Origin of the sequence: Rhodococcus sp. IEGM 1370, from assembly GCF_033142325.1 — a bacterium.
GTDB lineage: Bacteria > Actinomycetota > Actinomycetes > Mycobacteriales > Mycobacteriaceae > Rhodococcoides.
The window spans coordinates 19,559-42,788 of sequence record NZ_JAWLRY010000022.1 but is presented as its reverse complement, the minus strand read 5'-3'; the positions used below and the strand labels follow the sequence as shown (position 1 = coordinate 42,788).

Here is a 23,230-nt window from a genome sequence, read left to right as displayed (position 1 = left end):
ATTACTGCGCTAAGCTGCAACGCATGACCTGGCGAGACCGAGACGGCAACGCGCTGACCGACTACCCGCGCCCCTCCGTGGCAGTCGATGTGGCGGTACTGACCGTCCGCGAACGGCAATTGCACGTCGTCGTGGTGCCGTCGGAGCGCGGCCCCGCGCTACCGGGCACCTTTCTGCGACCGTCGGAGACTCTCGCCGACGCGGCAGACCGCGCGTTGAGGACAAAGGCAGAGTTGATCGATCTCACTTTTCACCAGCTGAGGATGTTCGACGATCCCGACCGCGACGACCGCGGCTGGGTCCTGTCGATGGCGCACGGCGCAGCAATCTCGGCTCGATCATTTGCTCCCACAACCGAATCGATGCCGATAGACGACTCCGCACCGGTGTCGACACTGGCCTTCGACCACGGCACCATGGTGACCGAGGCAGTTCTCGACCTCCGTGATCGCTACGCGCGTGCGGTCGATCCCGCACTGCTGACGGACGCGGAGTTCACCCTTCTCGAACTCCGCGAGCTGTACGAGATCGTGTTCGATCGCGCTCTGCCGAAAGACACGTTCCGACGTCACGTCATAGGGTCACTCGAAGGGACAGGCACAACCTCGACCGCAGGCGGCGGCCGCCCCGCAGAGCTGTATCGTCGCGCATCGAATCCAGCTCTTCCTGCATCTGCGGGCTCGTTCCTACTTCGCTGAGGGCACGGATCGACGAAACCGGACATGCCTACCGATAAGCTGGCAGTCATGGGATCGAAGCGGCCTGCCAACCGCGGACAGAAACGTGCGGAAAAGACCAAGGCCCGGCAACGGCGTCACCAGCAATCCCGACCGGCCCCCACCGGTGCCGTCACCGAACGCATCGCCGATCTGATCGACGGTTTCGTCGAATGGCTCGACGAGAGCGAGATGTCGGAACAATCGGAGGCGATCTCTCGACTCGTGTCGTCGACACTGACCCAACTGGCCGGAGCCCGTAACGGCTTCTCTCCCAGTGCCTGGCTGCCCGCCGATGCACACCTGCTGGTGGACGCCGCGGAACGCATCCTGCAGGACGAGTCCGACACGGCCGAGGACACCGCGGTCAATCTGGTACTCACGTCACTGCAGTACTTGACCTTCCTCGACGAGACCGATCTCTGGGACGGCACTCCCGAGGACTACTCGCACTGCATGGAAGATCTCTCGGACTTCCTCCAAGGCGACGAGCCCGACATGCTCGACGCCGACGACATCGATCTGCCCGACGTCTCGCTGGCCCAGGAACTCGCCGCGATCTCCGCGTTGCCGCTGCTACCTGCCCTCGACGACATCGTCGCGCGCGTGGCCGACGGGTTGGCGGTGGGCGAGGACGCCGACCTGCAGCGCGCGGTCGGCTCCACCCCGCTCGATCCCGCCCGGCTCGAGGTGGGTGCCGCGGTCGACTACTGGTCGACGGCCATCGCGACCGAATTGATTCGCATCGACGGTGACACCGCCAGGCCGGGCGACAATGCGCATTCGCTGGCCGGCCGAGGCGCGGAGACGATGCACGAGCTGGTCGCCGAACACGTTCGCGTCCAGCTGTCGGGAGATGCCGACGACCCCGATGTGTCACGTTCGCTGGCGAACACTTTCGCGGTACAGACGCTGCTCGCCGCTATGACGGACGAGCTCCCCATCAACAACGAGGGCGAGGACTACGCCGAACTCGAAGGTGAGGATCTGCGCACGGCGCAGTTGATCGACCACCGCGTCCGATCCCTCATCGAGCAGGGCATCCTTGTCAAGATCGAAGAAGTACTCGCCGTTCCGCACGCGTTGCGTCCGGCAGTGCTCGACGGTGTCGCCGAGGCCCTGCCGTTCGGTGTGATCGACGAGGAGTCTCAGCACGACCCGCTCCACAGCTCGGTCGAGGATTCAGCGTCGTCGTGACGGCCCCCGCGAACACCGAGACCGTGTCGGTGGTCGCCGCTAGCGTCACCGACTGTGCGTTACGCCAACGCGATCTGGGTAAGGAGCCGACATGAGCGATTCACTCGAGTTCGACTTCGACGTCGACGCTGCCTGGATGCAGTTCCAGCGCAGACTCGGCGACTACGTCAGCGCGATGCGCGACAACGATGCGCTGGTGATCGAGTCGCGATACGACAGCACCGACGGCGTGCCCGACACCGCAGCCTGCGTGCAGTTCTACGCCTGGGATCTCGATATGGTCCGCTGCGAGATCCCGGCGAACGAGCACCTGCATCACAGCCGTGCCATCACCGAAGAGCAGCGGGAAGCGCTCAGCGCGTTGGGGTTTCGCATGTCGGTCGATTCCGAACCGACCGCACCGCACGTGGACCGGAATCGATCCTGGTCCGACGATCTGGCCAAGACGACCGTTGCGGTGTTCCGTGACATCTGGGGTCTCCCGCATCCGTCGTTCCTGAGCTCGCGCGCCACCGGCCGATACGACGTACCGAGTTTCGACGTCGCCACCCCCGAGCCCGGCATCACTGTCGTTCCGATGTGCGTACAGCCCAAGGGCAAGGAACACCTGCAGCAACTGGTCGATCGAGCGCTCGAGCCGTGGTTCGGTTTCCCGCCGGATCACGACCCCGACGGCGACATCCCCCTGCGGTTCGTCAACGGCACCGCATACGTGTCGGTCAAGCCCACCGAACCCGTGGTCGAGATCAATTCGACGCTGGTGCACGCCGTGTCGGGACGAACCCGCGCTGCGGAGTTGTTGGTCGATCTCAATTTGCAGCTGCCCGATGTGATGCTGCATTTGGTCCAGGACTGCATCGTCGCCCAGGTGCGGGTGAGCGGCTCCCCCTTCGTAGCCGATCACTTGCTGTGGGCAGTGCGGATGCTCAGCCACGTATGGGACCAGGTCGACGAGAAATTCGCCGAGGATTTCGGTGGTGCGCTCGGCGAACCGACGCCGCCCCCGATCGAGGCAGAGGACTTTCCGGACGGTCTGCTCGAATTGGTCGATCTGGTAGCCGAATCCGCGGAACCACTCGATCTCGACACCGTGCTCGAACGTTGTGACTCCGATCGCGATGTCGTCGCCTCCTACCTGCGCATCAGCGCCGAACAGGAGGCGTCGTGGCGTGGCATGGCGGTCGCTGCCGATCTCGGAGACGAGCACTGCGACGTCGACGAGGCAGACCGCGAAGCCGGCAAATGGGGTCGCGCCGTGGCTGCGCTGCGCGAGGTACTGCGCAGCACACCCGAGCAGGTCACGCCGGTGGTCGATCCGTCGGCGATCCAGTTGCAACTGTTCGAGACCGACGAGGTGGCCGAGGTATCCGACGAACGTTCGGACGAACAGTAGACGGAAACCGAACACGGTTTTTCAGCGCGCTTCCCTTTCGTGTCAACTGGGGTTACATTAACTCCATGTTCGCACCTCGTTTGGAGAAGCCATGACACTGACGACAGGCACCACGTCCGTTTCGGTCGATACCGACACCGCGGACGAGCAGCAGTACATCGAGACACTCACCCTGTTGTCCGAGGGTTCTGTTCACAAGCACTTCGACCCGTACGTGGATATCGACTGGGAGTCCGAGAAGTTCGCGGTGCCCGCGAACGATGTTCGCTGGGTACTGCCCGCGAAGACGGACCCGATCGGTGGCCACGCCTGGTACCGAGCACTGCCGCTCGAGAAGCAGATCGAGATCGGCATGTGGCGTCAGGCCAATGTCGCCAAGGTCGGTCTTCAGTTCGAGAACATTCTGATCCGCGGCATGATGCAGTACGTGTTCTCGCTGCCCAACGGCTCGGCCGAGGCACGCTACTGCACCCACGAATCCATCGAAGAGTGCAACCACACCCTGATGTTCCAGGAGATGGTCAACCGCGTCGATTCCGATGCTCCCGGCATGAGTCGCCCGATGAAGATGCTGTCGCCGTTCATCCCCCTGTTCGCCACTTTGTTGCCCGAGTTGTTCTTCGTCGGCGTTCTCGCGGGCGAGGAGCCCATCGACCACATCCAGAAGTCGGTCCTGCGGTCCGGTGAAGAAATCCACCCGATCATGCAGAGCGTCATGGCGATTCACGTCGCCGAGGAAGCGCGGCACATCTCGTTCGCACACCAGTTGCTGCGTCGCCGCGTCCCCAAGATGTCCAAGGCCGGACGGTTCTTGCTCTCGCTGGCCTTCCCGATCACGATGCGCATTTTGTGCGACGTCATCGTCATTCCGCCGAAGAAGTTCTGGACGAAGTTCGCCATCCCGAAGCAGGTGAAGAAGGACCTGTTCTGGGGTACTCCGGAGTCGCAGCACGCACTGCAGGACTACTTCGGAGACGTCCGCATGCTGGCCAACGACACCGGAATGATGAATCGCGCCGCTCGCCTGATGTGGAAGCTGTGCGGAATCGACGGCAAAGCGTCCCGTTTCCGCAGCGAACCCGACCGCAGTTCCAGCCAGTTCGCCGCATAGCGCCAGCCCCAGCCGTCAGGAAACCTCATGCCCCACGTCGTCACCCAGTCATGTTGCAGCGACGCATCGTGCGTCTACGCGTGTCCTGTCAACTGCATCCATCCCACTCCCGACGAGCCGGACTTCCTGACGGCGGAGATGTTGCACATCGACCCGCAGTCGTGTGTCGACTGCGGCGCATGCGTCTCGGCCTGCCCGGTCGATGCCATTGTGCCGCAGGCGAAACTGACAGAGGCACAACTGCCGTTCCTGACGATCAATGCGGATTTCTACAAACAGGAGCGCCCGCCTCGGCCGATCCTGGCCCCGGTCACGCCTGCTGCGTCGGTCTCGCGGGATCGTCAGCCGCTGCGAGTCGCGATCGTCGGATCGGGCCCATCGGCGATGTACGCCGCGGACGAGCTGCTCACGCAGCCGGGCGTGAGCGTCGACGTCTACGACCGACTCCCACAACCACACGGCCTCGCTCGACTCGGCGTCGCACCCGATCATCAGAAGACGCGTCAGGTATCTCGCCTGTTCGAAACCATCTCTGCACAAGAGGGATTCACGTACCACCTCGGCGTGGAGATCGGCAAGGACGTCACGCACGACGAGTTGATGGACACCCACCACGCCGTCATCTACGCGGTCGGGGCGTCATCGGATCGTGAGCTCCGCATTCCCGGTGCCGAATTGCCCGGGCGCAGTTCGGCAACCGACTTCGTCGCCTGGTACAACGGCCACCCCGACCACGCACATCCCACATTCGACCTCTCGCACGAGCGCGCGGTGGTCGTCGGCAACGGCAACGTCGCCCTCGACGTCGCCCGCATTCTGACGATGAATCCGGATGCGCTCGCTCGGACCGACATCGCTCCGCACGCCTTGGACGCATTGCGCCACAGCTCCATTCGCGAGGTGGTCGTCGTCGGTCGCCGCGGCGTGGCGCAGTCCGCCTTCACCGTTCCCGAGTTCGCCGGGCTGCTGACCGTCCCCGATATCGACCTGGCCATCGACCGAAGCGAACTCGCGCTCGATCCGGTCACCGTCCGACTCGCGAGCACCGACGACCTACCCCACGCCGTGGCGCAGAAGCTTCAGTTGCTTCGCCACGTCGACGAATCCCCCGAACACAGCGACGGCCGCAGGCGAATCACCCTGCGCTATCTTCTCTCCCCCACCCGCATTCTCGGCACCGATCGAGTGACGGGCGTCGAGTTCGAGCGGATGGGCCTGTCCGCCGACAGCGAGGACGTGGTTCGCAGCGTCCCGACCGGCGACGTGGACATCGTCGAGGCCGGTCTCGTCCTCACCTCGATCGGCTACCGCGGCGTTGCGCTCCCCGGAGTCCCGTTCGACGATCGTGTCGGCATCATTCCCAACAACGGCGGGCGCGTCCTGGAGGAAGTAGGTGGGTCGACCGCGACCGGCACCTACGTCACCGGCTGGATCAAGCGTGGCCCCTCGGGATTCATCGGCACCAACAAATCCTGCGCGCAGGAAACCGTCGGACACCTGGTCGACGACTTCAATGCCGGTCGCCTGACGGACCCCATCGAGTTGCCCAGCACGTGGCCGGCCGACTCGAGTCGAAGCCCACTGCGACGCTCGAAAGCACTGCTCTCGACGCTGCGCCGCTCCTGACCGATCGCACACCCCGGTTGGGATCAATATGCCTTTCGGTCACTCCGAGTGCAACAACGTCGCATTCATCCGGACGGCCTCGAGGTTGAAGCGTCTACTATCGGGGTAACTACAGTCATCGGTCACCGACTCACGGCGGGCCAACACCTCGAGAAGCACGAGATGCCGGCCCTACGACGCATCTTCACCAGAACTGCTGTCCCAATTGTCGGTATTGCCATGGCGTTGGTATGTGCGGCACCGGCCCAGGCTTTGCCGACACCCGGCGACCTCTCGGATGTCCCGGCCCGAACCTCGTTGTCGTACGAACATCTCCCGACAGGGACCTATGTGGGCAGCGCTGAGGACAACTCGGCGCGCCCGGGACTGTCGACGGTCAAGCTCTACATGGCAGATTACGTCGTCCGCTTCGGCGATGGTTCACCGAGAGACCTCGATCTCGCCGCGCGGATGATCCAGGTCAGCGACGACGGTGCCGCTTCGACGCTCGACAACAAGTACCCCCAGGCAATTTCGGCGACCGCCGCGGAGTACGGACTCACCTCTACCTCGCGGGGAGGTTTCTGGGGCAGCTCGTCCACGAGCACAGCCGACACCGTGCGATTCTTGGCGGCGAAGAAGCGCACCGACCCCGCCAGCCCGGTCCTCGCCTGGATGAACACCGCGGCTCCTGTGGCACGCGACGGAATGGTTCAGGACTGGGGCACCCAGCAGTTGGCCGGCGTGACGGGGAGCAAGTGGGGATGGGCCGACGACCGGTCGAGTGTTGTCGCGTCAGCGTCGATCGGCGATGATTTCGTCGTCGCCTCCAACACGTACGGACCGAGCAGCACCAACACCGACGACGTCTTGGGCGCGCTCGGCGGAATCGAATTGACGGCACCGCCCGCCGCCGTCTCTGTTCCGAACCTTCCCGTGATCCCCGGTCTGCCGTCGGTCGAGGAACTGCTGCAGATGCTTGCCCCTCGCTGACACGTTCGAAAAGTTTGTCGGACCCCTCCCCTACTCTGCGTCTCACCGAACAGTTCGGTGACCACACCGGGGGACGTGGAGGGGACGACGATGAGTCGTATCGATTTGGACAGTTTTTTCAAGTACACGCGGGCGACCAGCGCGTGGCAGGATGCCGATCCGAGCGAATTGCTCGACAGCGGAATCGGATTCGCCCAACTCGGATCAGTGGGGAAAGACAGGGTCCGGCTGATTGCGGAACGTTTGGCCGCTGTGGCCGAGCAACAGGCTGGTTCGATACTCGATCGGGCGGCTCGAACACTCGACGATGCTCTCGACACGGCGTTCGAGAACGGTTGGCAGCCCGCCGAACTCGTCCATGTCACGCTTCAGTGCGCCGGAGGCGACGGCACAGTGGTCATGGTCGAGGCCATCGGAGCACACACGGCGCGAAGCTCGGCCGAGCGCCTCGCTCCGGATTCATGGCGTGATCAGCTATCCGAGCTGCACGTCGACTCCGCCGGGGGCACGACCGCCGAGAGACTTCAGCGGTGGCGTTCGTACAACCGACGATCGTCGGCGCAGTCCTGGTACACCCTTTTGCTCGTACTCGGTTGTTCGACATGGCTGTTGCCTCTCGAGAAGCTCCTTCCCCCTCCGGCCCGGTGGACCTCACAGTCGGCAGCGACCGGCCCCGGGCGTGCCACGGACTCGAAGATGCTCGGCAGAATCCGAGGGCTGCTGGCCAAGGCCGAGTCGACGCAATTTCCCGCTGAGGCCGAGGCGTTATCGGCCAAAGCCCAAGATTTGATGACGCGCTACGCGATCGACAGCGCGCTTCTCGATGTGGGGAACCCTCGCAGCCTGATCGACGATGTCGTCACTCGACGCATCATGGTGAGCAATCCGTACTCCAAAGCCAAACTGCTTCTGCTGCACTGCGTATGCCATGCAAATGGTGCCAGGACACTGTGGAAGAAGAAGTACTTGTTGGCCAGCATCATCGGCATGCCCGTCGATCTCGATCTGTGCGAGCTCCTCTACACCTCGCTACTCGTGCAATCGACGCGCGCACTCGACGAGGTGGCCGATTCGCCGGCAGCGCGGACCCGTAGTTTCCGCAACGCTTTCTTGATCGCCTACGCCCACCGTATCGGGGAACGACTGACCGAAGCACGCGACCGCGCCACCGCGGCCGCCACTCGAGAACACGGCTCTGCGCTGGTGCCCATCATGGCGGAACGAACCGACGCAGTCGACCGAGCGTTCGCGGCCCGGCATCCGACGACGAGAACGATCAGGTTCAGCAGCGACAATGCAGCGGGATCGCATGCCGGCCGTGCCGCCGCCGAACGCGCGGACCTTACCGGTGGGCGCGAACGTATCGACAAATCCGATCTGGCCTCGTAGTGCGCGCTACATTGACTGCCATGACCGGTCTCGATACTCCCCTGACGCCCCTTCGCTTTCTCGAACGCGCAGCGGAGGTCCACCCCCACAAGACCGCCGTGGTGGACGGGCCCAGGACATTCACCTACGAGCAGTTCGCTGCCGACGTCACCCGGCTCGCGCACGCACTGCGCGCGTCGGGTGTCGGCCACGGAGATCGGGTGGCCTACATCGCGTCCAACTCTGCGGAGCTGTTGTTCGCGCACTACGCGGTTCCACTGGCCGGTGCCGTTCTCGTCGCAATCAACACCAGACTGTCGCCCGCCGAGGTTCGCTACATCTGCGATCACTCCGGTTCGGTTCTGCTGGTGGGTGATTCGGAGCTGCTGTCCGGGCTCGGAACAGATCCGATCGCCGATTCGGTCCGTGAGATCATCGAGACACCCGCCCCCGACGGCACGTACGCAACGCTGCCGCACGCCACTCGATACGATGCCTTCCTCGAGCGAGGCTCCGACGACCCACTGGAGTGGGAGGTCGACGACGAGACATCGACCATCACGATCAACTACACCTCGGGCACCACCGGTCGACCCAAGGGCGTGATGTACACCCACCGCGGTGCCTACCTCAATTCGCTCGGAGAACTGCACCACCAGGGATTCGGCATCGACACCCGATACCTGTGGACACTGCCGATGTTCCACTGCAACGGATGGTGCACCACCTGGGCGGTCACGGCCGCGTCGGGCACGCACGTGTGCCTCCGCGGAGTGCGCGGAGACGCTATCTGGTCGGCCATCGACAACGGTGTCGATCATCTTGCCGGTGCGCCGACGGTGCTGACCACTCTTGCCACCGCCGCAGAGGCGCATTCGCTCGACAGACCCCTGACCATCGTCACGGCGGGCGCTCCACCGAGTCCGACGATCATCAGCAAGATCCGAGCGCTGGGAGCGACGCTCGTACACGTGTACGGCCTCACCGAGACCTACGGTCCGTACTCGGTGTGCGAGGCGAAACAGGAATGGCTCGAATTGGACGCCGACGACCAGGCTCAGCGCTTGGCTCGACAGGGAGTCGGCATGCTCACTGCCGACCGTTTGCGCGTGGTACGAGACAAGCCGGATGCAGGCGGAACGTTGATCGACGTCGAACCCGACGGCGTCGAAATGGGTGAGATCGTCATGCGCGGCAACAACGTCATGAAGGGGTACTACGACGACGCAGCCGGTACGACACAGGCCTTCGCGGGCGGCTGGTTCCATTCCGGAGACCTCGGGGTGATGCATCCCGACGGCTACGTTCAGCTGCTCGATCGCGCCAAGGACGTCGTCATTTCCGGCGGCGAGAACATCTCGACGATCGAGGTCGAACAGGCACTTGCCAGCCACCCAGCCGTCGCCGATGTGGCGGTCATCGGAGTGCCGGACGACAAATGGGGAGAGCGACCGAAGGCATTCGTGGTGCTGGTGCCGGGTGCGGACGCCTCCGAGGCAGAGCTCGTGTCGCACGTGAAATCGGCTATCGCGTCGTACAAAGCCCCGCGCGCAGTCGAATTCATCGTCGAGTTGCCGAAGACATCGACCGGCAAGATCAGAAAGAAGGAGCTGCGCGACGCCGAGTGGGGCACGTCCACGTCGAAGATCAACGGGTAGCCCGCAACGTCACGCCATCTGCACACCGGCGATTTCGGTGACGCCGCCCTTGCCATCGAACGACAACTGCCGAAAGGCCACCTTCTCGACGAAGAACCTGTCGTGACTCACCAGAATCACCGCGCCGGGAAACGCCATCAAGGCGCGTTCGAGTACCTGAGTGCTCTGCAGGTCGAGGTGGTTGGTGGGCTCGTCGAGCACAATGACGCCTGCGCCGAACAGTAGGCACTGAGCCAGGGCAACGCGCGCTTTCTGGCCGCCGGACAGAACTCCGATCTTCGACTTGAGATCCAGCTCGGAGAACTGCAGCAGCGTCAGGAAGCGGTGCACTTCCTTCTTCGTTGCCGTGAGTGCGAGACTGCCCGGCATTGCGTTGACCGAATGCGACACGGTGTCGTCGAGATCGAGATCGGCCAGCACCTGGTTGTAGTAGATGAACGACGGAGCCTTGGTCTTCCATTTGATCTTGCCGTTGTCCGGTTGCTCGGCACCGACGAGGATGTCCACCAGAGTGGTCTTTCCACATCCGTTGGGTCCGGTGATGGCGATGCGGTCGCCGCGGTGCACGGTGAACGAGATGTTCTCGAAAAGTCGTTGGTCGCCATAGCTTTTGGAGATCCCCGTGATCTCGGCCAGGTTGTCGTGCACGTGCAGTCCGCCGTAGATCGCAGTGACCACCGTATCGACGGGGCGCGGACTCTTGCTCTTCTTGATGTTCGCCAGCCGCCGCTTGAGCACCCCGCTGGGGTTCTTCACCGCTTCCTTGCGATCGCTGATCGCTTCCTGCTCGTAGGCCAGCAATTGTTGTTCGTTGCTGAACTCACGTTCGAGGTTCTTGAGCCTGAACTGCTTCTGCTGAACGTATTCCGAATAGCTTCCGTCGTACGTCTGCAGGTGATGGTTCTCGATTTCGACGATGCTGGTGACGACCTGCTCGAGAAACGCGCGGTCGTGCGAGACCACGAGGAGCGCACCGCGGAAGTCGCGTAGCCACCGTTCGAGCCAGGCGATTCCCGCAACGTCGAGGAAGTTGGTCGGCTCGTCGAGCAGCAGAACGTCCGGGGCCTCGATCAGAATCTTTGCCAGCGCTGCGCGGTTGCGCCAACCACCGGACAGGCGATCGACGGGGAGCTCACGTCGTTCGGCGTTGAATCCGAGCATCGACAGCACAGTGTCGATCTGCTGGTGGTAGGTCCAACCGCCGCTGTTCTCCATGGCGTCGAGCAGTTCGGCTTGCCGATCGACGAGCTTGTACATCTGCTTCTCGTCGAGGTCACCGCCGAGTGCGGCCTCGACTTCGGCCAACTCGACCTCGATCGCGTGGACAGCGACGAACAGCGATTCGAGCTCCGCTTGGATGCTGCGATCGCCGTCGAGTTCCGAGAACTGTGAGAAATACCCGATTCGTGCACCCTCGGTGACATCGACGGTTCCGGAATCGGGCGTCTCACGCCCGAGAAGAAGCTGCAGCAGGGTGGTCTTGCCCGTGCCGTTGCGGCCGATCAGACCGATGCGATCGCCGTCAGCGAGACGAAAGAACACCTCGCGCAACATCACCTTCTGGTCGTATCCCTTGGCGACGTCGTTCAAGCGGATCCAGCTCAAGCGTTCACTTCTCCTGAAAAAACGGGTCCGCTGAGTCGTCGAACCGGGCCAGCTCACTGTAGCCGGGCTGGAGCCGTCGCCATCCCCGTCGTCCGCCTGATCGGCTCCCCTGCTTCGAATGACCGACGCCGATCGGAGGCACATATCCAGAATCGAGGGGCTGATTCACACCTCGCCGTCGGGCACACTCATCGGGCGGTGATGGTCGCGAGCGAATCGACAGGCGGGGAGACCACCACGGGATCGCGGCCGGACCACAAATCCAGCACCGCCTTGGGACGCGCCAACAACTCTCGCGCGTAATTACGCACCACCGCAAGGGTATTGCAGTCGATGCACTCCGCCGTGACCCCATCGACGTCGAGGTCCATGTCCTCGCATAACGCTACTGCTCGCGATACATGGAGAGGTTGACTGATGATGAGTCCGCGTTCGACCCCGAAGGTCTCTTTCGCCCGGGCGCAGGTGTCGTAGGTGTCGATGCCGTGATCGTCTCCGATGATCACCGCAGGATCGATTCCGTGCTCGATCAGATAGTCGGTCATCGCTTGAATCTCGTTGCCCGAGTTACCGTCTGCGTCACCGGAAACCAGAATTGCCTTGATCTTCCCCGCCGCCATCAACGCAATCGCAGTGTCGAGACGTCCGGAGAGAAATCGCATCGGCTTGCCGTCGCGCACCTGCGCACCGAGGACGATGGCCACCGGTGCGTCCGGCGCATCCTGGACGTCGTAGACCTTCCCCGCCGTCGTGTATGCCACCCAACCGGCCGATGCCAGAACGACGGCCACCAGGGCTGCGACCACCGCGCAGAAGGCACGAACGAGTCGCCCGGCCAATCCTCGGGGCTTCGATACGGTACTCATGATCTCTTTTCGTCGGTGGAAAGAAACCTCAAGCTAACCCACCAATACGAAGTCCGAGCGTCGCCGAGGCGCACCCATACCGATTCCACAGTGATCCCTCAGAGCCCGCCCCTGCTTGATTGCACTGTTCGGACACGGAGTACCGTTCGATCAGTGAATCCGCTGCTGACCTCTCGACGCTATGTCGACTTGCGTCTGCAAGCCAGCGCTACCTGTTGACGGTTCTCTAGACCGCATCCCCTCCGCTCGGCCGATCGGCCGGCGAGTATTTCTGTCGTCCATCCTCGGCGACACCTCTCCTTTTCGAAAGGCATATCCATGTCTGCGCCCAGCGCTACCCGAACGCGCCGTGTCCCTACCTGGGCAACCGCGTTCGGTCCACAGATCGTTGCCGGTCTCGTCCTCGGTGTCGTGTTGGGACTCATCGCCCGGTCGATGCCCGATGCTGCAGACGGCAACGAGAACTGGTTGGTCGGCACGCTGTCGACCATCGGTTCGAGCTACGTCAAGCTGCTCACCGTCGCGGTGATCCCGCTGGTGTTCACTGCAATCGTCAGTTCGATCGCCAACCTGCGCGAAGTCACCAATGCTGCCCGTCTGGCGATTCAGACGCTGTGGTGGTTCGCCATCACGGCATTCATCGCCGTCATCATCGGCATCGTGATCGGGTTGGTCGCGCAGCCCGGTTCGCGTACCAGCGCAGGTGCCGATTCGGCGGGCGACCCGTCGAGTGTCGGATCGTGGTGGTCGTTCCTCACCGGACTGGTACCGAACAACTTTCTCGCACTCGGCGCGAAGACCACTGTCGCCGAGAGCGGCACCGCAACCACATCATTGAGCTTCAACATCTTGCAGTTGCTGGTGATTGCCGCTGCCATCGGTATCGCTGCGCTCAAGGTCGGCAAGAAGGCCGAGCCGTTCCTCGCGTTCAACGCGTCGCTGTTGGCCATCGTGCAGAAGGTTCTGTGGTGGATCATTCGCCTCGCGCCGATCGGCACCGCCGCACTCATCGGCAACGCGGTGGCGACCTACGGCTGGGATGCCATCGGCTCGCTCGGCGTGTTCACCGTGTCGATCTACATCGGTCTGGCCGTGGTGTTCTTCGTGGTGTACCCGGTGATCGTTCGCGCACATGGACTTTCGGTGCGCAACTTCTACTCGGGAGTGTGGCCCGCCACCCAGCTGGGCTTCGTCTCGCGTTCGTCGATCGGAACCCTGCCACTGACCGAACGCGTCACCGAACGTAACCTCGGAGTCCCGCGGGAGTACGCGTCGTTCGCGGTTCCTCTCGGGGCGACGACCAAGATGGACGGTTGCGCGGCAATCTATCCCGCGATCGCGGCACTGTTCGTCGCTCAGTTCTACGGCATCGATCTGACCATCACCGACTACCTGCTGATCATCGTCGTGTCCGTGATCGGTTCTGCCGCAACGGCAGGAACAACCGGTGCGACGGTGATGCTCACCCTCACGCTGTCGACCCTCGGACTGCCACTGGCCGGCGTCGGTCTACTGCTCGCAGTGGAGCCGATCGTAGACATGGGTCGCACCGCAGTCAACGTCACCGGTCAGGCATTGGTGCCGACCATCGTTGCCAAGCGCGAGGGTATTCTCGACCTCGAGCGCTACAACGCTCCGCGGAACGGCGATCCCTTCGTCGACGAGGAAGCGGAAGTGGAACTGGCCCGCTAGCAGCGTGTTTCGAACGATCGATCCCGACGACCGAGCAACTGGGTCGTCGGGATTTTTCGTCTATCTCGGCGGGGACAGCGCCTCTACGGTGGCCGCAGTCGCGGTATCCGTGGCCTCGACACTGGCGAAATAGTGTTGAAAGAACTCCCGCATCGTCTTGATGATCTCGATCTGCCGTGTAATCGCGAAGCGGGCGGAGCCCTCCTCCCCAACTGCCAAACGATGAAACTTTGCCCCGAGCATCTGGGCTGAGGGCAGCTCACCGAATGCTTCGGGCGAAGACAGCCCGACGGTCATCTCGAACATTTTGTCCAGTTCTTCGAGATAGTCAGAGCACGCCTTATCGCAGGCCACCGCCACATCGACTTCGACTTCGACGCGAAGTTCGCCAGCGCTGGCCTGATCGCGCAACGATCGCCAATAAGCGAGGTTGTCGGTCAGACCGAAAGTCGAATCAGTCACTGCGGCACGCCTTTCATTTCGGCAAGTAAGACTGAAGGTCCGAGGCATGCTTGGCGAGTTCGGAACAGGGATCGCCCAGCAAGTCTTTCGAACCAATTTTGTGGAGGATGAAAATGATCAGATTGCCGCCTGCGTCGAGTGCGACACTGCAGCCCTCCGGTGGCATGCCGTCCCCAGGGATGTTGTGCTGCACGGCCGCGCGAGGTCCCACTTGAACTGGAACCTGTCCTACGTTCTGAGGACTGCTCAAGTACTGATCGAGCGAGTTGATCGAGGACTGAACAAGGAAGAAGTACCAAGGGTTATCGGAGGGTCCATCCCACGCACAGTTCTTCCAGCCGGGGTACGTCGTGATGCCCGCGAAGTCCGGTCGCTCGGTGCTGACGTCCAACCCACTTGCTGTCACTGCAGACTTCGGGATGGTGCAGGGGTCGAATGGCTCCGGGGCCCCCGCCGTCGTCGTCGATTCCGTTGAAAAGGCTCCACTGGCGGCGGGTGTTCCCTGCGTCGCGCCCGTACAACCCGCCAACACCAGGGCCGAAGCACACACCGCCGCGAACCGCCGCCCACCCATTACCCGCATTCGTTCAACCTCTCGACACAGACGTCACTGAGAGGTTGGACGCGAGGGGCACCCGATCGGTTCCCTATACGCGCTGCGAGGCCTTGACCTCCTGCGACTCGACCGATTGAACACTCCTACGTTCCGCCGCCCACACCCACAGGGCCAGCGATATCAGCGCGATCACTTCGGCGACGACGAGCACTCGCTCCACGTAACCGAGGGTGACCACCCGGTACCAGGGTCGCGGGCCGGTGGCACCGGCGACCAGTGCGTAAGCGATGGGCAGCAGCGTCACGACCGACAGCATGCTCAGTCCCAGTGTGATCCGCGCCCGAGCCGCCCACACGGCGTCACGAATCCAAGGACGGGAGAAGAGAAAGACGGCTACCGGGATGCTGACGAACGCCACAGCCGCACCGAGTCGGTGAATCGTCCCGCCGACGCTCAGCGACGCGTCGTTGGACCAATCCTGCTTCGGCACCGCGACGACGGCCACGAGTCCCACGGTCCACAGAGTCAGGCAGATCGAGGCGGCCGATGTGGGCCGAGTGAGTCGATGCCGAAGTGCGGCCGCAAGAGTGAGTGCCGAGCCGAAGGCGAGCAGGACGACCCCGATCGAGAACACCCACTGCTGCGCGCCGAGTCCGTATTCGCTGATCGTGCGACGCAAGTGCGAGGGCGTCTGCAAAGCGGTGTACAGATCGAGAACCAGCACCACCAGCGCACCCAACACGATCAACAGAGCGCCGATCCTGGCCGGTCGAATCTGCACGTTGTTTCCACCCTCCGGGACGACGTCGATCGCCGTCCACACTCCATGTTGCCCGAAGAACCGATCTACATCCCTTGACCGAGGCTGTAGCGTCGAATAACGTACAACCACATGGTTGTAGATCAGCTGGATGACGCCGGCATCGATCGCCTCTTCCAGGCATTCGCAGACACGACGCGTCGTGACATCGTCGCGAAGGTCACTGTCGGCGAGCAGTCGGTCTCGGAGTTGGCTTCTCACTACGCCATGAGTTTCGCCGCCGTACAGAAACACGTGGCAGTTCTCGAACGCGCTGCGGTGATCACGAAACAGAGGCGCGGCAGGGAGCAGATCGTGCGAGTTCGATTGGAGACCATCGCCCGAGCCCGCGCCTTGCTCGACGGATACGAAGAAATCTGGCGAGATCGCGTCGGGAGGATCGACGAACTTCTTTCCCAGGACGAGAAAGGCTGAATCATGCCGTTCATCAGCTCATACAAGGATGCAGAAAACTTGACCATGACCGTGACCGCGGAGTTCGACGCGAAAGTAGAACGCGTCTGGCAGATCTGGGAGGACCCACGTCAGCTCGAACGGTGGTGGGGTCCGCCGACATGGCCTGCGACATTCGTCTCCCACGACTTCGTTCCGGGCGGCAAGGCGTCGTATTACATGTCCGGGCCCGACGGCGAAAAGGCCGCCGGCTGGTGGCTTTTCACCGATATTTCAGCTCTGACCACGCTGTCCTTCGACGACGGGTTCGCCGACGACTCCGGCAACCCGTCGTCGACGCTGCCCGTCACGCACGCCGTGGTAACTCTCGAGGACGTCGACGACAGAACGCGCATGACCATCCGGTCTCGATTCGACAGCCTGAGCCAGCTCGAAGAACTCGTCGCGATGGGCATGGAAGAGGGCATGGCGTCGGCAATCCGTCAGATCGACGCCATCGTCGCCGAGTGATCGTCGTGCGTGGAAACTCGACCCCTGCTACGAGTTTCCGCGCACCTGCGGCGCAGCCGCTCTACTCGGGAACGGAGCTGACGGTGAACGGCTCGACGGGCTCTCCCCCACGCTTGTCGAACTGACTGTTGACCACGAGCAGTCGATCGTCAACTGCTGCAACGGTTGTGGGGTAGGCGAACGATGCGTCGGTGATCTCACCGGTGACCGCGCCGGTTCTGCCGTCGTCGTCGAGGTCGAGGTCGACCTTGGCGATGAGCCCGTCACGATTGCGGACGACGTACAAGGTGTCGTCGTCCATTTCGAGGCCGTCGCCGTTGGCCAGTGTCGCGCCGCCGAGGTCCACCTGGGTGACCTCTTTCGAGGTCTTGTCGATGCGATAGAGGTTGCCGGTACTGGACTACACGACGATCAACGCCGATTCGTCGTCGTTCTCGACGATGCCGTTCGCATTGAAGCCCTCCCCGTACGCGAACGGAGTGCCGTCGAAGCTCACGAACGTCTCCAACGGAGCGTCCTGCGTTCCGGTCGTCATCTGCTCGACGGGAATGCGGTACAACGCCGGGCTGCGTGAGTCCGTGATGTAGGCATCACCGTTGTCGGCGATGGCGACGTCGTTGAGGAATGTCGCATCGGTGCCGAGACCGTTGGTGAACGTGCCGATCAGATCACCGGAATCGGCGTCGTACACCCATACCTTGCCGGTGGCCCCACCGGCGATCACCAAGTAGTCGGCGCGATCGTCGTCGTCGGTCACGTCGATTCCGGCGGCGCCGGTGCGTCCGTCCGCACCGCCGGGCAGGAACACCGAGACATCCGGGGAGCCGACGCTTCCGCGGAACACCGCGCCATCGGATGTGGACGTCACATAGAACGTGTCGTCCGCGGCCGTGATGCCCTCGGGGAACACTCCACTGCCGGGCAGGTTGTAGACCGTCGCCGAGCTCGAGCTCGGTGATGTCGACGCAGGCGCGGACGAATTGCTCGTCGTGGCCGGTGCCGGATCGGGCGAGTCCGAGGACCCGCAGGCACTCAGAAACAGTGTGGCGACGGCAACAGCGGGGGCTACTCGGGAGACTCGGTTCACACCGTCGAGTGTTCCATATGTCTCAATCTCCGAGCATTTCGCCTGGTGAGCAGATTTTGGGCCAATCAGTTTCGTACTGTCGTAGTCATGAGTGCCTCCTCCTTCCTTGCCGCAGCCGACAGCGACCTCGGAGGGATCGCCGGATGGGCAGTGAGTCTGATGGAGGCCATCGGTGGCCCCGGCGCAGGAATTGCGGTGGCCGCCGAGAACTTCTTCCCGCCGCTGCCGAGCGAGATCATCCTGCCGCTGGCGGGGTTCACCGCATCCCAGGGCGGGATGACTCTGCTGAGTGCGCTGTTCTGGACGACGGCCGGATCGGTACTCGGCGCACTGGTTCTGTACTGGCTCGGCGTCAAAGTCGGACGCGACCGGATGTACGCCATCGTCGATCGGATGCCCTTCGTCGGAACCGACGATCTGACCAAGGCCGAGGATTGGTTCACCCGCCACGGACGGTCGGCGGTGTTCTTCGGCCGCATGATCCCGATGGTCCGTTCGGGCATATCCATCCCGGCCGGCGTGTCCCGGATGCCGGTTCTGCAATTCCTGCTGTACACCACCCTCGGCAGCCTGATCTGGAACTCGATCTTCGTGCTCGCCGGCTACTTCCTCGGCGAGAACTGGCACTACGTGGAGAACTACGCGTCGGTGTTCCAGTACGTCGTGATCGGCATCGTGGTCGCGCTGATCGGCTGGTTCGTGGCCAAGAAGGTGCGGTCCAGGCGCGTCGAGGTGCAGTGACTGTTCACAGATCGTCGATATCGATGAACCCGTCCTGCAGAGCACGCACCAGCAACGTTGCTTTGGTCGGTGCCGTTCGTCCCACTGCCGTGTACTTCGCTCTGATGCGAGTCAGGTGTGTGTTGACGGTTCCCATCGAGAGATAGAGCGAGCGCGATGCCTCCGCTTTGGAATCCGAGATGAGCCATGCGGTGAGAACCTCGATTTCACGAGCGCTGAGCCGTGGGTCGGGGGCATCGCCGATGCGGACGTCGAGCACTGTCATGAAGATCCTCGTTTTCGGGCGTCACCGCTGTCCCGGTGGCACTGACACGGCCAATGACACAGCACTCGCTCCGCTGCGTCACTCCGAGGAATGACCGAGGTTGCTCTCACCCGAGAGTGAACACTGTCACCTGCGCCGTCACGGTCGGCCCCACCTCGGTAAAGTCCGCCACTATGACCGAGCTCGACGCGACCGCCGCCCACTTCGTCGAGGCGGGTGTCACATTGTTGGTCACCCATCCGCAGAAGATTCTCGAACGCGGATTACGTATCGAAGACGTAGTTCACGAGGCCGACTCGTCGACAGCAACGTTCTTCCGCAAGTTCAGCACCAAATCCGACTTCCTCGCCACGGTCGTCGAACATCTGTCTCGAAATCCTCCACCCACCGACGTTCACGAGACTGTTCGCATCCAGATGACGGACAGCGGTGCATCGATTCGCGCGACGGTGACTGCCCTCGTTGCGCGCTACTTCCCGGCGGTCGTCGACCGGAGGAGCATCACCGAGTCTCTTCTCGATCTTGTTTTCAGCGGGCAGACTTCCGGGGCCCTCGCCGGAAGCTACCGCGTTCGAGACGATGCCGTACTCGAGGCATTCGAGGCACTGTTCGATCCCGACGGTGGAGCCTTTCGCCGTCCCTTCACGGCCCGATCGTTCGCCATGACTGTCAATGCTGTCGTCGACGGCTTTCGCATCCGCAGTCAGGTGGACGCCTCCTCCGTATCTCCCGATGTGATGTCCGACGCGGTGCTGGCCTTCCTCGGGTCCGTCGTCGACACGTCCGGACATCATCAGCACCTCGACGACGTCGTGCGGGATGTCGGAACACCGGTCGAGGAGCGGCCGCTTCCTCGCGATCCGCGTGCCGCGATCGTCACCGCGGCGCGCGACGAGTTCGGTAAGCGTGGGTACTTCATGACACGCATGGACGACGTCGCCGACATCGCCGGAGTGCCGAGGACAGCGTGCAAGACTCTGTTTCCGACCAAGCAGTCCGTCATCGTTGCGGCACTGCAGAGCCGGGTCGATCGTCTTCGTGAGTCGGTGGCCGACGACCAACTGCTCGGCCTCGACGAGCTCACGATTCTGCAGAATCACATGCTGCGGTGCGCGCAACTCGCCTCCGACGAACTCGAATTCATGGACGCCCTCCTCGTCGCCGTCGCACACGACACTTACGGCGAACCGGAGGGACTGATCTCGATCAAGGAAAAGCTCAACCTGCCGGCAATCATCGCACCGGTCATCGCACGAGGACAGGACACCGGCATCTTCCGAAAAAGCTCGAGCCCAGTCGATCTCGCGGCAGGCATCACCAACACTCTCCTGATGCGGTGTTTCACCCGACGACAGAACAGCCCGCAGGACAACGCGACGTTCGTCGGTGAACTCCTCCTCGACGGACTCAGCGCGCGCTGAGCATCGACCGCGTGCCATCAGGTCCCGCCGGATTCCGTCGGCGAACCGGTCGGGTGCAGTGAGGATCTCGTCTGCCTGCCACACCCACCTCGATTAGCAAAACGAATGGTATGAATATTGCGCGACGTTCGTCGCAGTGGTGACGAACGGAGCGAGGGCCATGGACGAGGACACGCAGCCCACCGAACGCAATCATTCTGCGCTGCTGACCGCACTCGTTCTCGTGTCGATAGTGGCACTCGGCGTGGTCGTAGCGGGATTGACCGCTCCAACCGCAGAGCCCGAATTGACCTCACTACCAACGACATCGGCGACTCCCGTTCCGGATCCCCCGCAACCTGAGTACGTGGTGGTCACCCCGGAGGTCGACGCGTCGGCGAGCATCCCGGGGTGCGATACCGTCGAGCCTCCGAGCGAATCCTCGTACTTCGGCATCGCCACGATGGGCGACGAGTCGTACGACAATCCAGCCGCCCCCTGGTACGACGGACCCAGAGCTCACCTCATGTCCGAGGCGTTGATGGCAGCGCTTCCCGCCGAGATCTCATCGACAAAGTCCTTGTACTTCGGCCCGATACCCGCGTCGGACGAATCTCAGGATTTCGCCCTCGACTCGGCGTATGCATCCGCCCCACTGGCCGCGGGTGGCGGGTCCGACCATCTCAGTGTTTCTGTCGGCCCGGCAGACTCGGCCGAACCACCACCGTGTGTGGCAGGACAAGTGGATGAGCGACGGAGTCTTTCGGACGGAACGGTGTTGGACGCCGACGACACGTGGCGCGAAACCAACGGTCAGCGGTCCTACTCCCGGACAGCCACTGCGTACACCCCGGACAACACTGTCGTCTCTGCCTCCGTCTCGGGCGGGAACGACCCGGACACGTTGTCACTGACGCTCGACGACCTGGTCCGAATAGCCACCGATCCTGCGCTCAGGATCACTGCTCCCGTCCCTGCGGGAACACCGGGCAATGTCACCGACTGCTACGGCGGCTGGGACGACTCACCGACGGCGTCGTTCTCTCGCGACGAGACTCGAACGCTCAACGAAGCTCTACGCCGAGCCGACGTGGCAGCACTGGCACCGACTCCACCCCTCGGCGCACTGCACACCAGTGACTTCGGTTCCGGGCTCTGTCAGACGGTGAACAGCACTGCCGGGCAACTCACGATCAGCGTTACTCGGGCCACTCCTGACATCGAATCCGATTCGACGACAATGGCGGAACCCCAGCTTCTGTCACCGAACGAGTACGGGACGGGGTCCTCGGTCTCCGTCGTCACGCCGTCAGGGCTCGAGATCGCGGTGTCGACGGACCGACCGACGGCGGATCTAGCATTGCTCGAGAACCTGGCGAACACACCAGGATTGGACCTTCCATGACGCGATGGAACGAGACGACGAAATTGGTCGTTGCGGCGGTCGTCACGACGCTGTCGGTCGGTGCTGCGGTAGCCGTTGTGGCACAGGACCGATCGACGACCATCAAGAAGATCACCGACTCCTCGGACGACGCGCCAGGGTTGGCGTGGGCCGTCGACGCGGCGGACATGGGTCTCGAGGGAGCTACCTTCGCCTCTCCGCGTACCGGTTCCATGTATGCGTGGGGTCTCGGTTCGATAGTGATCGGCGGTACAGCTCTCACACTGGCAGTCGTGTCCTCGGAATCCGGCAACGACGAGGCAGTCATGGTCGGATCCACACCACGGACGGCACAGTTCTGTGGAAGACCCCTGCCCCGGACCTAGCGGCGTGCGCCGAAGAGCCGCTCGACGGACAGCTGGTCTGCCACCAGCCCAGCTGGGGTGAGACTCCGGGCTACGTCACTTTCGATCCGGCCACCGGCGAATCGCGAAACTACCCTACTGATCTCGATCTTTTCGCCGTCACCGTCGCAAACGATCGCGTGTACACGACATCGGGCGACCTCGAGGGTAACGATGTTCTGCTGCACCGCGGCACGCTGGACAATCCCAGCGCCGATTGGACGGTACCGCTGCACGCGTGGGCCGGTTGGGAAGACGACTACGCCACCGCACTGAAGGTCGGTGACGACATCGGAACCTTCGACGTCGGGGGCGGTTTCTCCACGTTCGACGCCGCGATCGGCCGACAACTCTGGAAGACGGACAGCCTCGAGGATTGCCTCGGAGCCGTGGGACGCACCATGGGCGACCTGGCCATTGCATCGGTGCAAGATTGCGAGGGTACGAGTTCGGAATCGAAAGGGTCGGTCGCCTTCCGACTGGACGGCACGGTCCTCGCACGTTCGGACAGTCCTGTCGTACAACAGCCTTCACTGGACGAGCCCACCGACACGTCGATCCCGATCGTTCTCGGCGATACGGCCTTCGATCGCACCACAGGTGAGCAACTGTGGCGCGACGACGCCTTGTCGTACGACTTTCCCGGAGACGAACTCAACGAGCCCCGCACGTACGCCACTCTGAAGTACGTCATCGGCCACGTCGGGTTGCTACAGGCATCCAACGGCACCACAGCGCTCGATCTGCGAGACGGCGAGCATCTGTGGCAGGCCGGGCTGAACGGCAGCATCATCGGGCGCGACAATGATCTGGTGTTGACCTCGGCCGGCACGGATCTGTCCGCGGTCGACGTGACCACCGGTGAGACCGAGTGGACTGCGTCGACGTCGATGATGTTTCCTGATGACGAATCGATGACCTTCGAGATGCTGGTCGACGCCGCCGATGGCAGCTATCTGGTGCAGTCGGGCTCCAAACTGGCGATGCTGCAACCACTCCCCTGA

General features: G+C 63.0%; 24 protein-coding genes. 16 read left to right on the top strand and 8 right to left on the bottom strand.

The features are described from left to right. The first annotated feature begins 23 nt into the window (after window positions 1-23). The 8 genes from R4P47_RS21330 (at window position 24) to R4P47_RS21295 (ending at window position 10,041) form a co-directional block, all read left to right on the top strand. On the top strand, window positions 24-698 hold the full coding sequence (locus tag R4P47_RS21330) for an NrtR DNA-binding winged helix domain-containing protein (protein WP_317785659.1): 675 nt from the start codon (window positions 24-26) through the stop codon (window positions 696-698). A gap of 48 nt (window positions 699-746) precedes the next feature. Further along, window positions 747-1,913: a hypothetical protein gene (locus R4P47_RS21325; RefSeq protein WP_317785658.1), complete on the top strand. Its 1,167-nt coding sequence runs from the start codon at window positions 747-749 to the stop codon at window positions 1,911-1,913. A gap of 91 nt (window positions 1,914-2,004) precedes the next feature. Beyond that, complete coding sequence (locus R4P47_RS21320; protein ID WP_317785657.1) at window positions 2,005-3,306, top strand: T3SS (YopN, CesT) and YbjN peptide-binding chaperone 1; 1,302 nt, start codon at window positions 2,005-2,007, stop codon at window positions 3,304-3,306. A 91-nt stretch (window positions 3,307-3,397) separates the two neighbouring features. After that, the gene (locus R4P47_RS21315; protein WP_317785656.1) at window positions 3,398-4,417 is read left to right on the top strand and encodes a diiron oxygenase; all 1,020 of its coding nucleotides are present in this window, start codon (window positions 3,398-3,400) and stop codon (window positions 4,415-4,417) included. A gap of 27 nt (window positions 4,418-4,444) precedes the next feature. Further along, window positions 4,445-6,043: an FAD-dependent oxidoreductase gene (locus R4P47_RS21310; protein ID WP_317785655.1), complete on the top strand. Its 1,599-nt coding sequence runs from the start codon at window positions 4,445-4,447 to the stop codon at window positions 6,041-6,043. A gap of 162 nt (window positions 6,044-6,205) precedes the next feature. Beyond that, window positions 6,206-7,015: a hypothetical protein gene (locus R4P47_RS21305; protein ID WP_094640003.1), complete on the top strand. Its 810-nt coding sequence runs from the start codon at window positions 6,206-6,208 to the stop codon at window positions 7,013-7,015. A 90-nt stretch (window positions 7,016-7,105) separates the two neighbouring features. Then, entirely contained in the window at window positions 7,106-8,404 is a 1,299-nt protein-coding gene (locus R4P47_RS21300) for a DUF2786 domain-containing protein (protein ID WP_317785654.1), read from the top strand. A gap of 20 nt (window positions 8,405-8,424) precedes the next feature. Continuing rightward, window positions 8,425-10,041 carry an AMP-binding protein gene (locus tag R4P47_RS21295; RefSeq protein ID WP_317785653.1) on the top strand — a complete coding sequence of 539 codons (1,617 nt, stop codon included), beginning with the start codon at window positions 8,425-8,427 and terminating at the stop codon, window positions 10,039-10,041. A gap of 9 nt (window positions 10,042-10,050) precedes the next feature. Here the strand turns inward: R4P47_RS21295 and R4P47_RS21290 are convergent, their stop codons facing one another. Beyond that, entirely contained in the window at window positions 10,051-11,646 is a 1,596-nt protein-coding gene (locus R4P47_RS21290; RefSeq protein WP_317785652.1) for an ABC-F family ATP-binding cassette domain-containing protein, read from the bottom strand. Window positions 11,647-11,834: 188 nt separating this feature from the next. Then, window positions 11,835-12,512, bottom strand: a complete 678-nt coding sequence (locus tag R4P47_RS21285; RefSeq protein ID WP_317785651.1) for a vancomycin high temperature exclusion protein — start codon at window positions 12,510-12,512, stop codon at window positions 11,835-11,837. Between the two features lie 318 nt (window positions 12,513-12,830). Here R4P47_RS21285 and R4P47_RS21280 point away from each other — a divergent pair, with 318 nt between their 5' ends. After that, the gene (locus tag R4P47_RS21280) at window positions 12,831-14,204 is read left to right on the top strand and encodes a dicarboxylate/amino acid:cation symporter (RefSeq protein WP_317785650.1); all 1,374 of its coding nucleotides are present in this window, start codon (window positions 12,831-12,833) and stop codon (window positions 14,202-14,204) included. Between the two features lie 60 nt (window positions 14,205-14,264). Here R4P47_RS21280 and R4P47_RS21275 read toward each other — a convergent pair whose 3' ends face one another. The 3 genes from R4P47_RS21275 to R4P47_RS21270 all read right to left on the bottom strand — a co-directional run bounded on the left by R4P47_RS21275 (window position 14,265) and on the right by R4P47_RS21270 (window position 16,003). Beyond that, the gene (locus tag R4P47_RS21275) at window positions 14,265-14,666 is read right to left on the bottom strand and encodes a hypothetical protein (protein WP_317785649.1); all 402 of its coding nucleotides are present in this window, start codon (window positions 14,664-14,666) and stop codon (window positions 14,265-14,267) included. 13 nt (window positions 14,667-14,679) lie between these two features. Continuing rightward, entirely contained in the window at window positions 14,680-15,240 is a 561-nt protein-coding gene (locus tag R4P47_RS25155; RefSeq protein ID WP_411567367.1) for a DUF3558 domain-containing protein, read from the bottom strand. Between the two features lie 73 nt (window positions 15,241-15,313). Next, window positions 15,314-16,003 carry a DUF998 domain-containing protein gene (locus tag R4P47_RS21270; protein ID WP_317785648.1) on the bottom strand — a complete coding sequence of 230 codons (690 nt, stop codon included), beginning with the start codon at window positions 16,001-16,003 and terminating at the stop codon, window positions 15,314-15,316. 111 nt (window positions 16,004-16,114) lie between these two features. Here R4P47_RS21270 and R4P47_RS21265 point away from each other — a divergent pair, with 111 nt between their 5' ends. Together R4P47_RS21265 and R4P47_RS21260 are read left to right on the top strand one after the other, a co-directional pair. Beyond that, window positions 16,115-16,456 carry an ArsR/SmtB family transcription factor gene (locus R4P47_RS21265; RefSeq protein WP_149407791.1) on the top strand — a complete coding sequence of 114 codons (342 nt, stop codon included), beginning with the start codon at window positions 16,115-16,117 and terminating at the stop codon, window positions 16,454-16,456. 45 nt (window positions 16,457-16,501) lie between these two features. Further along, window positions 16,502-16,945 carry an SRPBCC domain-containing protein gene (locus tag R4P47_RS21260; RefSeq protein WP_317785674.1) on the top strand — a complete coding sequence of 148 codons (444 nt, stop codon included), beginning with the start codon at window positions 16,502-16,504 and terminating at the stop codon, window positions 16,943-16,945. Window positions 16,946-17,006: 61 nt separating this feature from the next. On the opposite strand, the gene R4P47_RS21255 is transcribed toward R4P47_RS21260, so the two are convergent. Together R4P47_RS21255 and R4P47_RS21250 are read right to left on the bottom strand one after the other, a co-directional pair. After that, window positions 17,007-17,291 (bottom strand): hypothetical protein, encoded by a 285-nt coding sequence (locus R4P47_RS21255; RefSeq protein WP_317785647.1) that lies wholly within the window; start codon window positions 17,289-17,291, stop codon window positions 17,007-17,009. Window positions 17,292-17,345: 54 nt separating this feature from the next. After that, complete coding sequence (locus R4P47_RS21250; RefSeq protein WP_317785646.1) at window positions 17,346-18,032, bottom strand: hypothetical protein; 687 nt, start codon at window positions 18,030-18,032, stop codon at window positions 17,346-17,348. Between the two features lie 87 nt (window positions 18,033-18,119). Between R4P47_RS21250 and R4P47_RS21245 the strand changes: the two genes are divergently transcribed. Then, window positions 18,120-18,773 carry a DedA family protein gene (locus tag R4P47_RS21245; protein WP_317785645.1) on the top strand — a complete coding sequence of 218 codons (654 nt, stop codon included), beginning with the start codon at window positions 18,120-18,122 and terminating at the stop codon, window positions 18,771-18,773. 4 nt (window positions 18,774-18,777) lie between these two features. On the opposite strand, the gene R4P47_RS21240 is transcribed toward R4P47_RS21245, so the two are convergent. Beyond that, window positions 18,778-19,038, bottom strand: a complete 261-nt coding sequence (locus R4P47_RS21240) for a LuxR C-terminal-related transcriptional regulator (RefSeq protein WP_317549424.1) — start codon at window positions 19,036-19,038, stop codon at window positions 18,778-18,780. A gap of 173 nt (window positions 19,039-19,211) precedes the next feature. Between R4P47_RS21240 and R4P47_RS21235 the strand changes: the two genes are divergently transcribed. The 4 genes from R4P47_RS21235 (at window position 19,212) to R4P47_RS21220 (ending at window position 23,230) form a co-directional block, all read left to right on the top strand. Beyond that, complete coding sequence (locus R4P47_RS21235; RefSeq protein ID WP_317785644.1) at window positions 19,212-20,459, top strand: TetR family transcriptional regulator C-terminal domain-containing protein; 1,248 nt, start codon at window positions 19,212-19,214, stop codon at window positions 20,457-20,459. Between the two features lie 160 nt (window positions 20,460-20,619). Next, entirely contained in the window at window positions 20,620-21,843 is a 1,224-nt protein-coding gene (locus R4P47_RS21230; protein WP_317785643.1) for a hypothetical protein, read from the top strand. Beyond that, window positions 21,840-22,208: a hypothetical protein gene (locus R4P47_RS21225; RefSeq protein WP_317785642.1), complete on the top strand. Its 369-nt coding sequence runs from the start codon at window positions 21,840-21,842 to the stop codon at window positions 22,206-22,208. The genes R4P47_RS21230 and R4P47_RS21225 overlap by 4 nt, the downstream gene beginning before the upstream one ends. A 158-nt stretch (window positions 22,209-22,366) precedes the next feature. Then, window positions 22,367-23,230 carry a PQQ-binding-like beta-propeller repeat protein gene (locus R4P47_RS21220; RefSeq protein WP_317785641.1) on the top strand — a complete coding sequence of 288 codons (864 nt, stop codon included), beginning with the start codon at window positions 22,367-22,369 and terminating at the stop codon, window positions 23,228-23,230.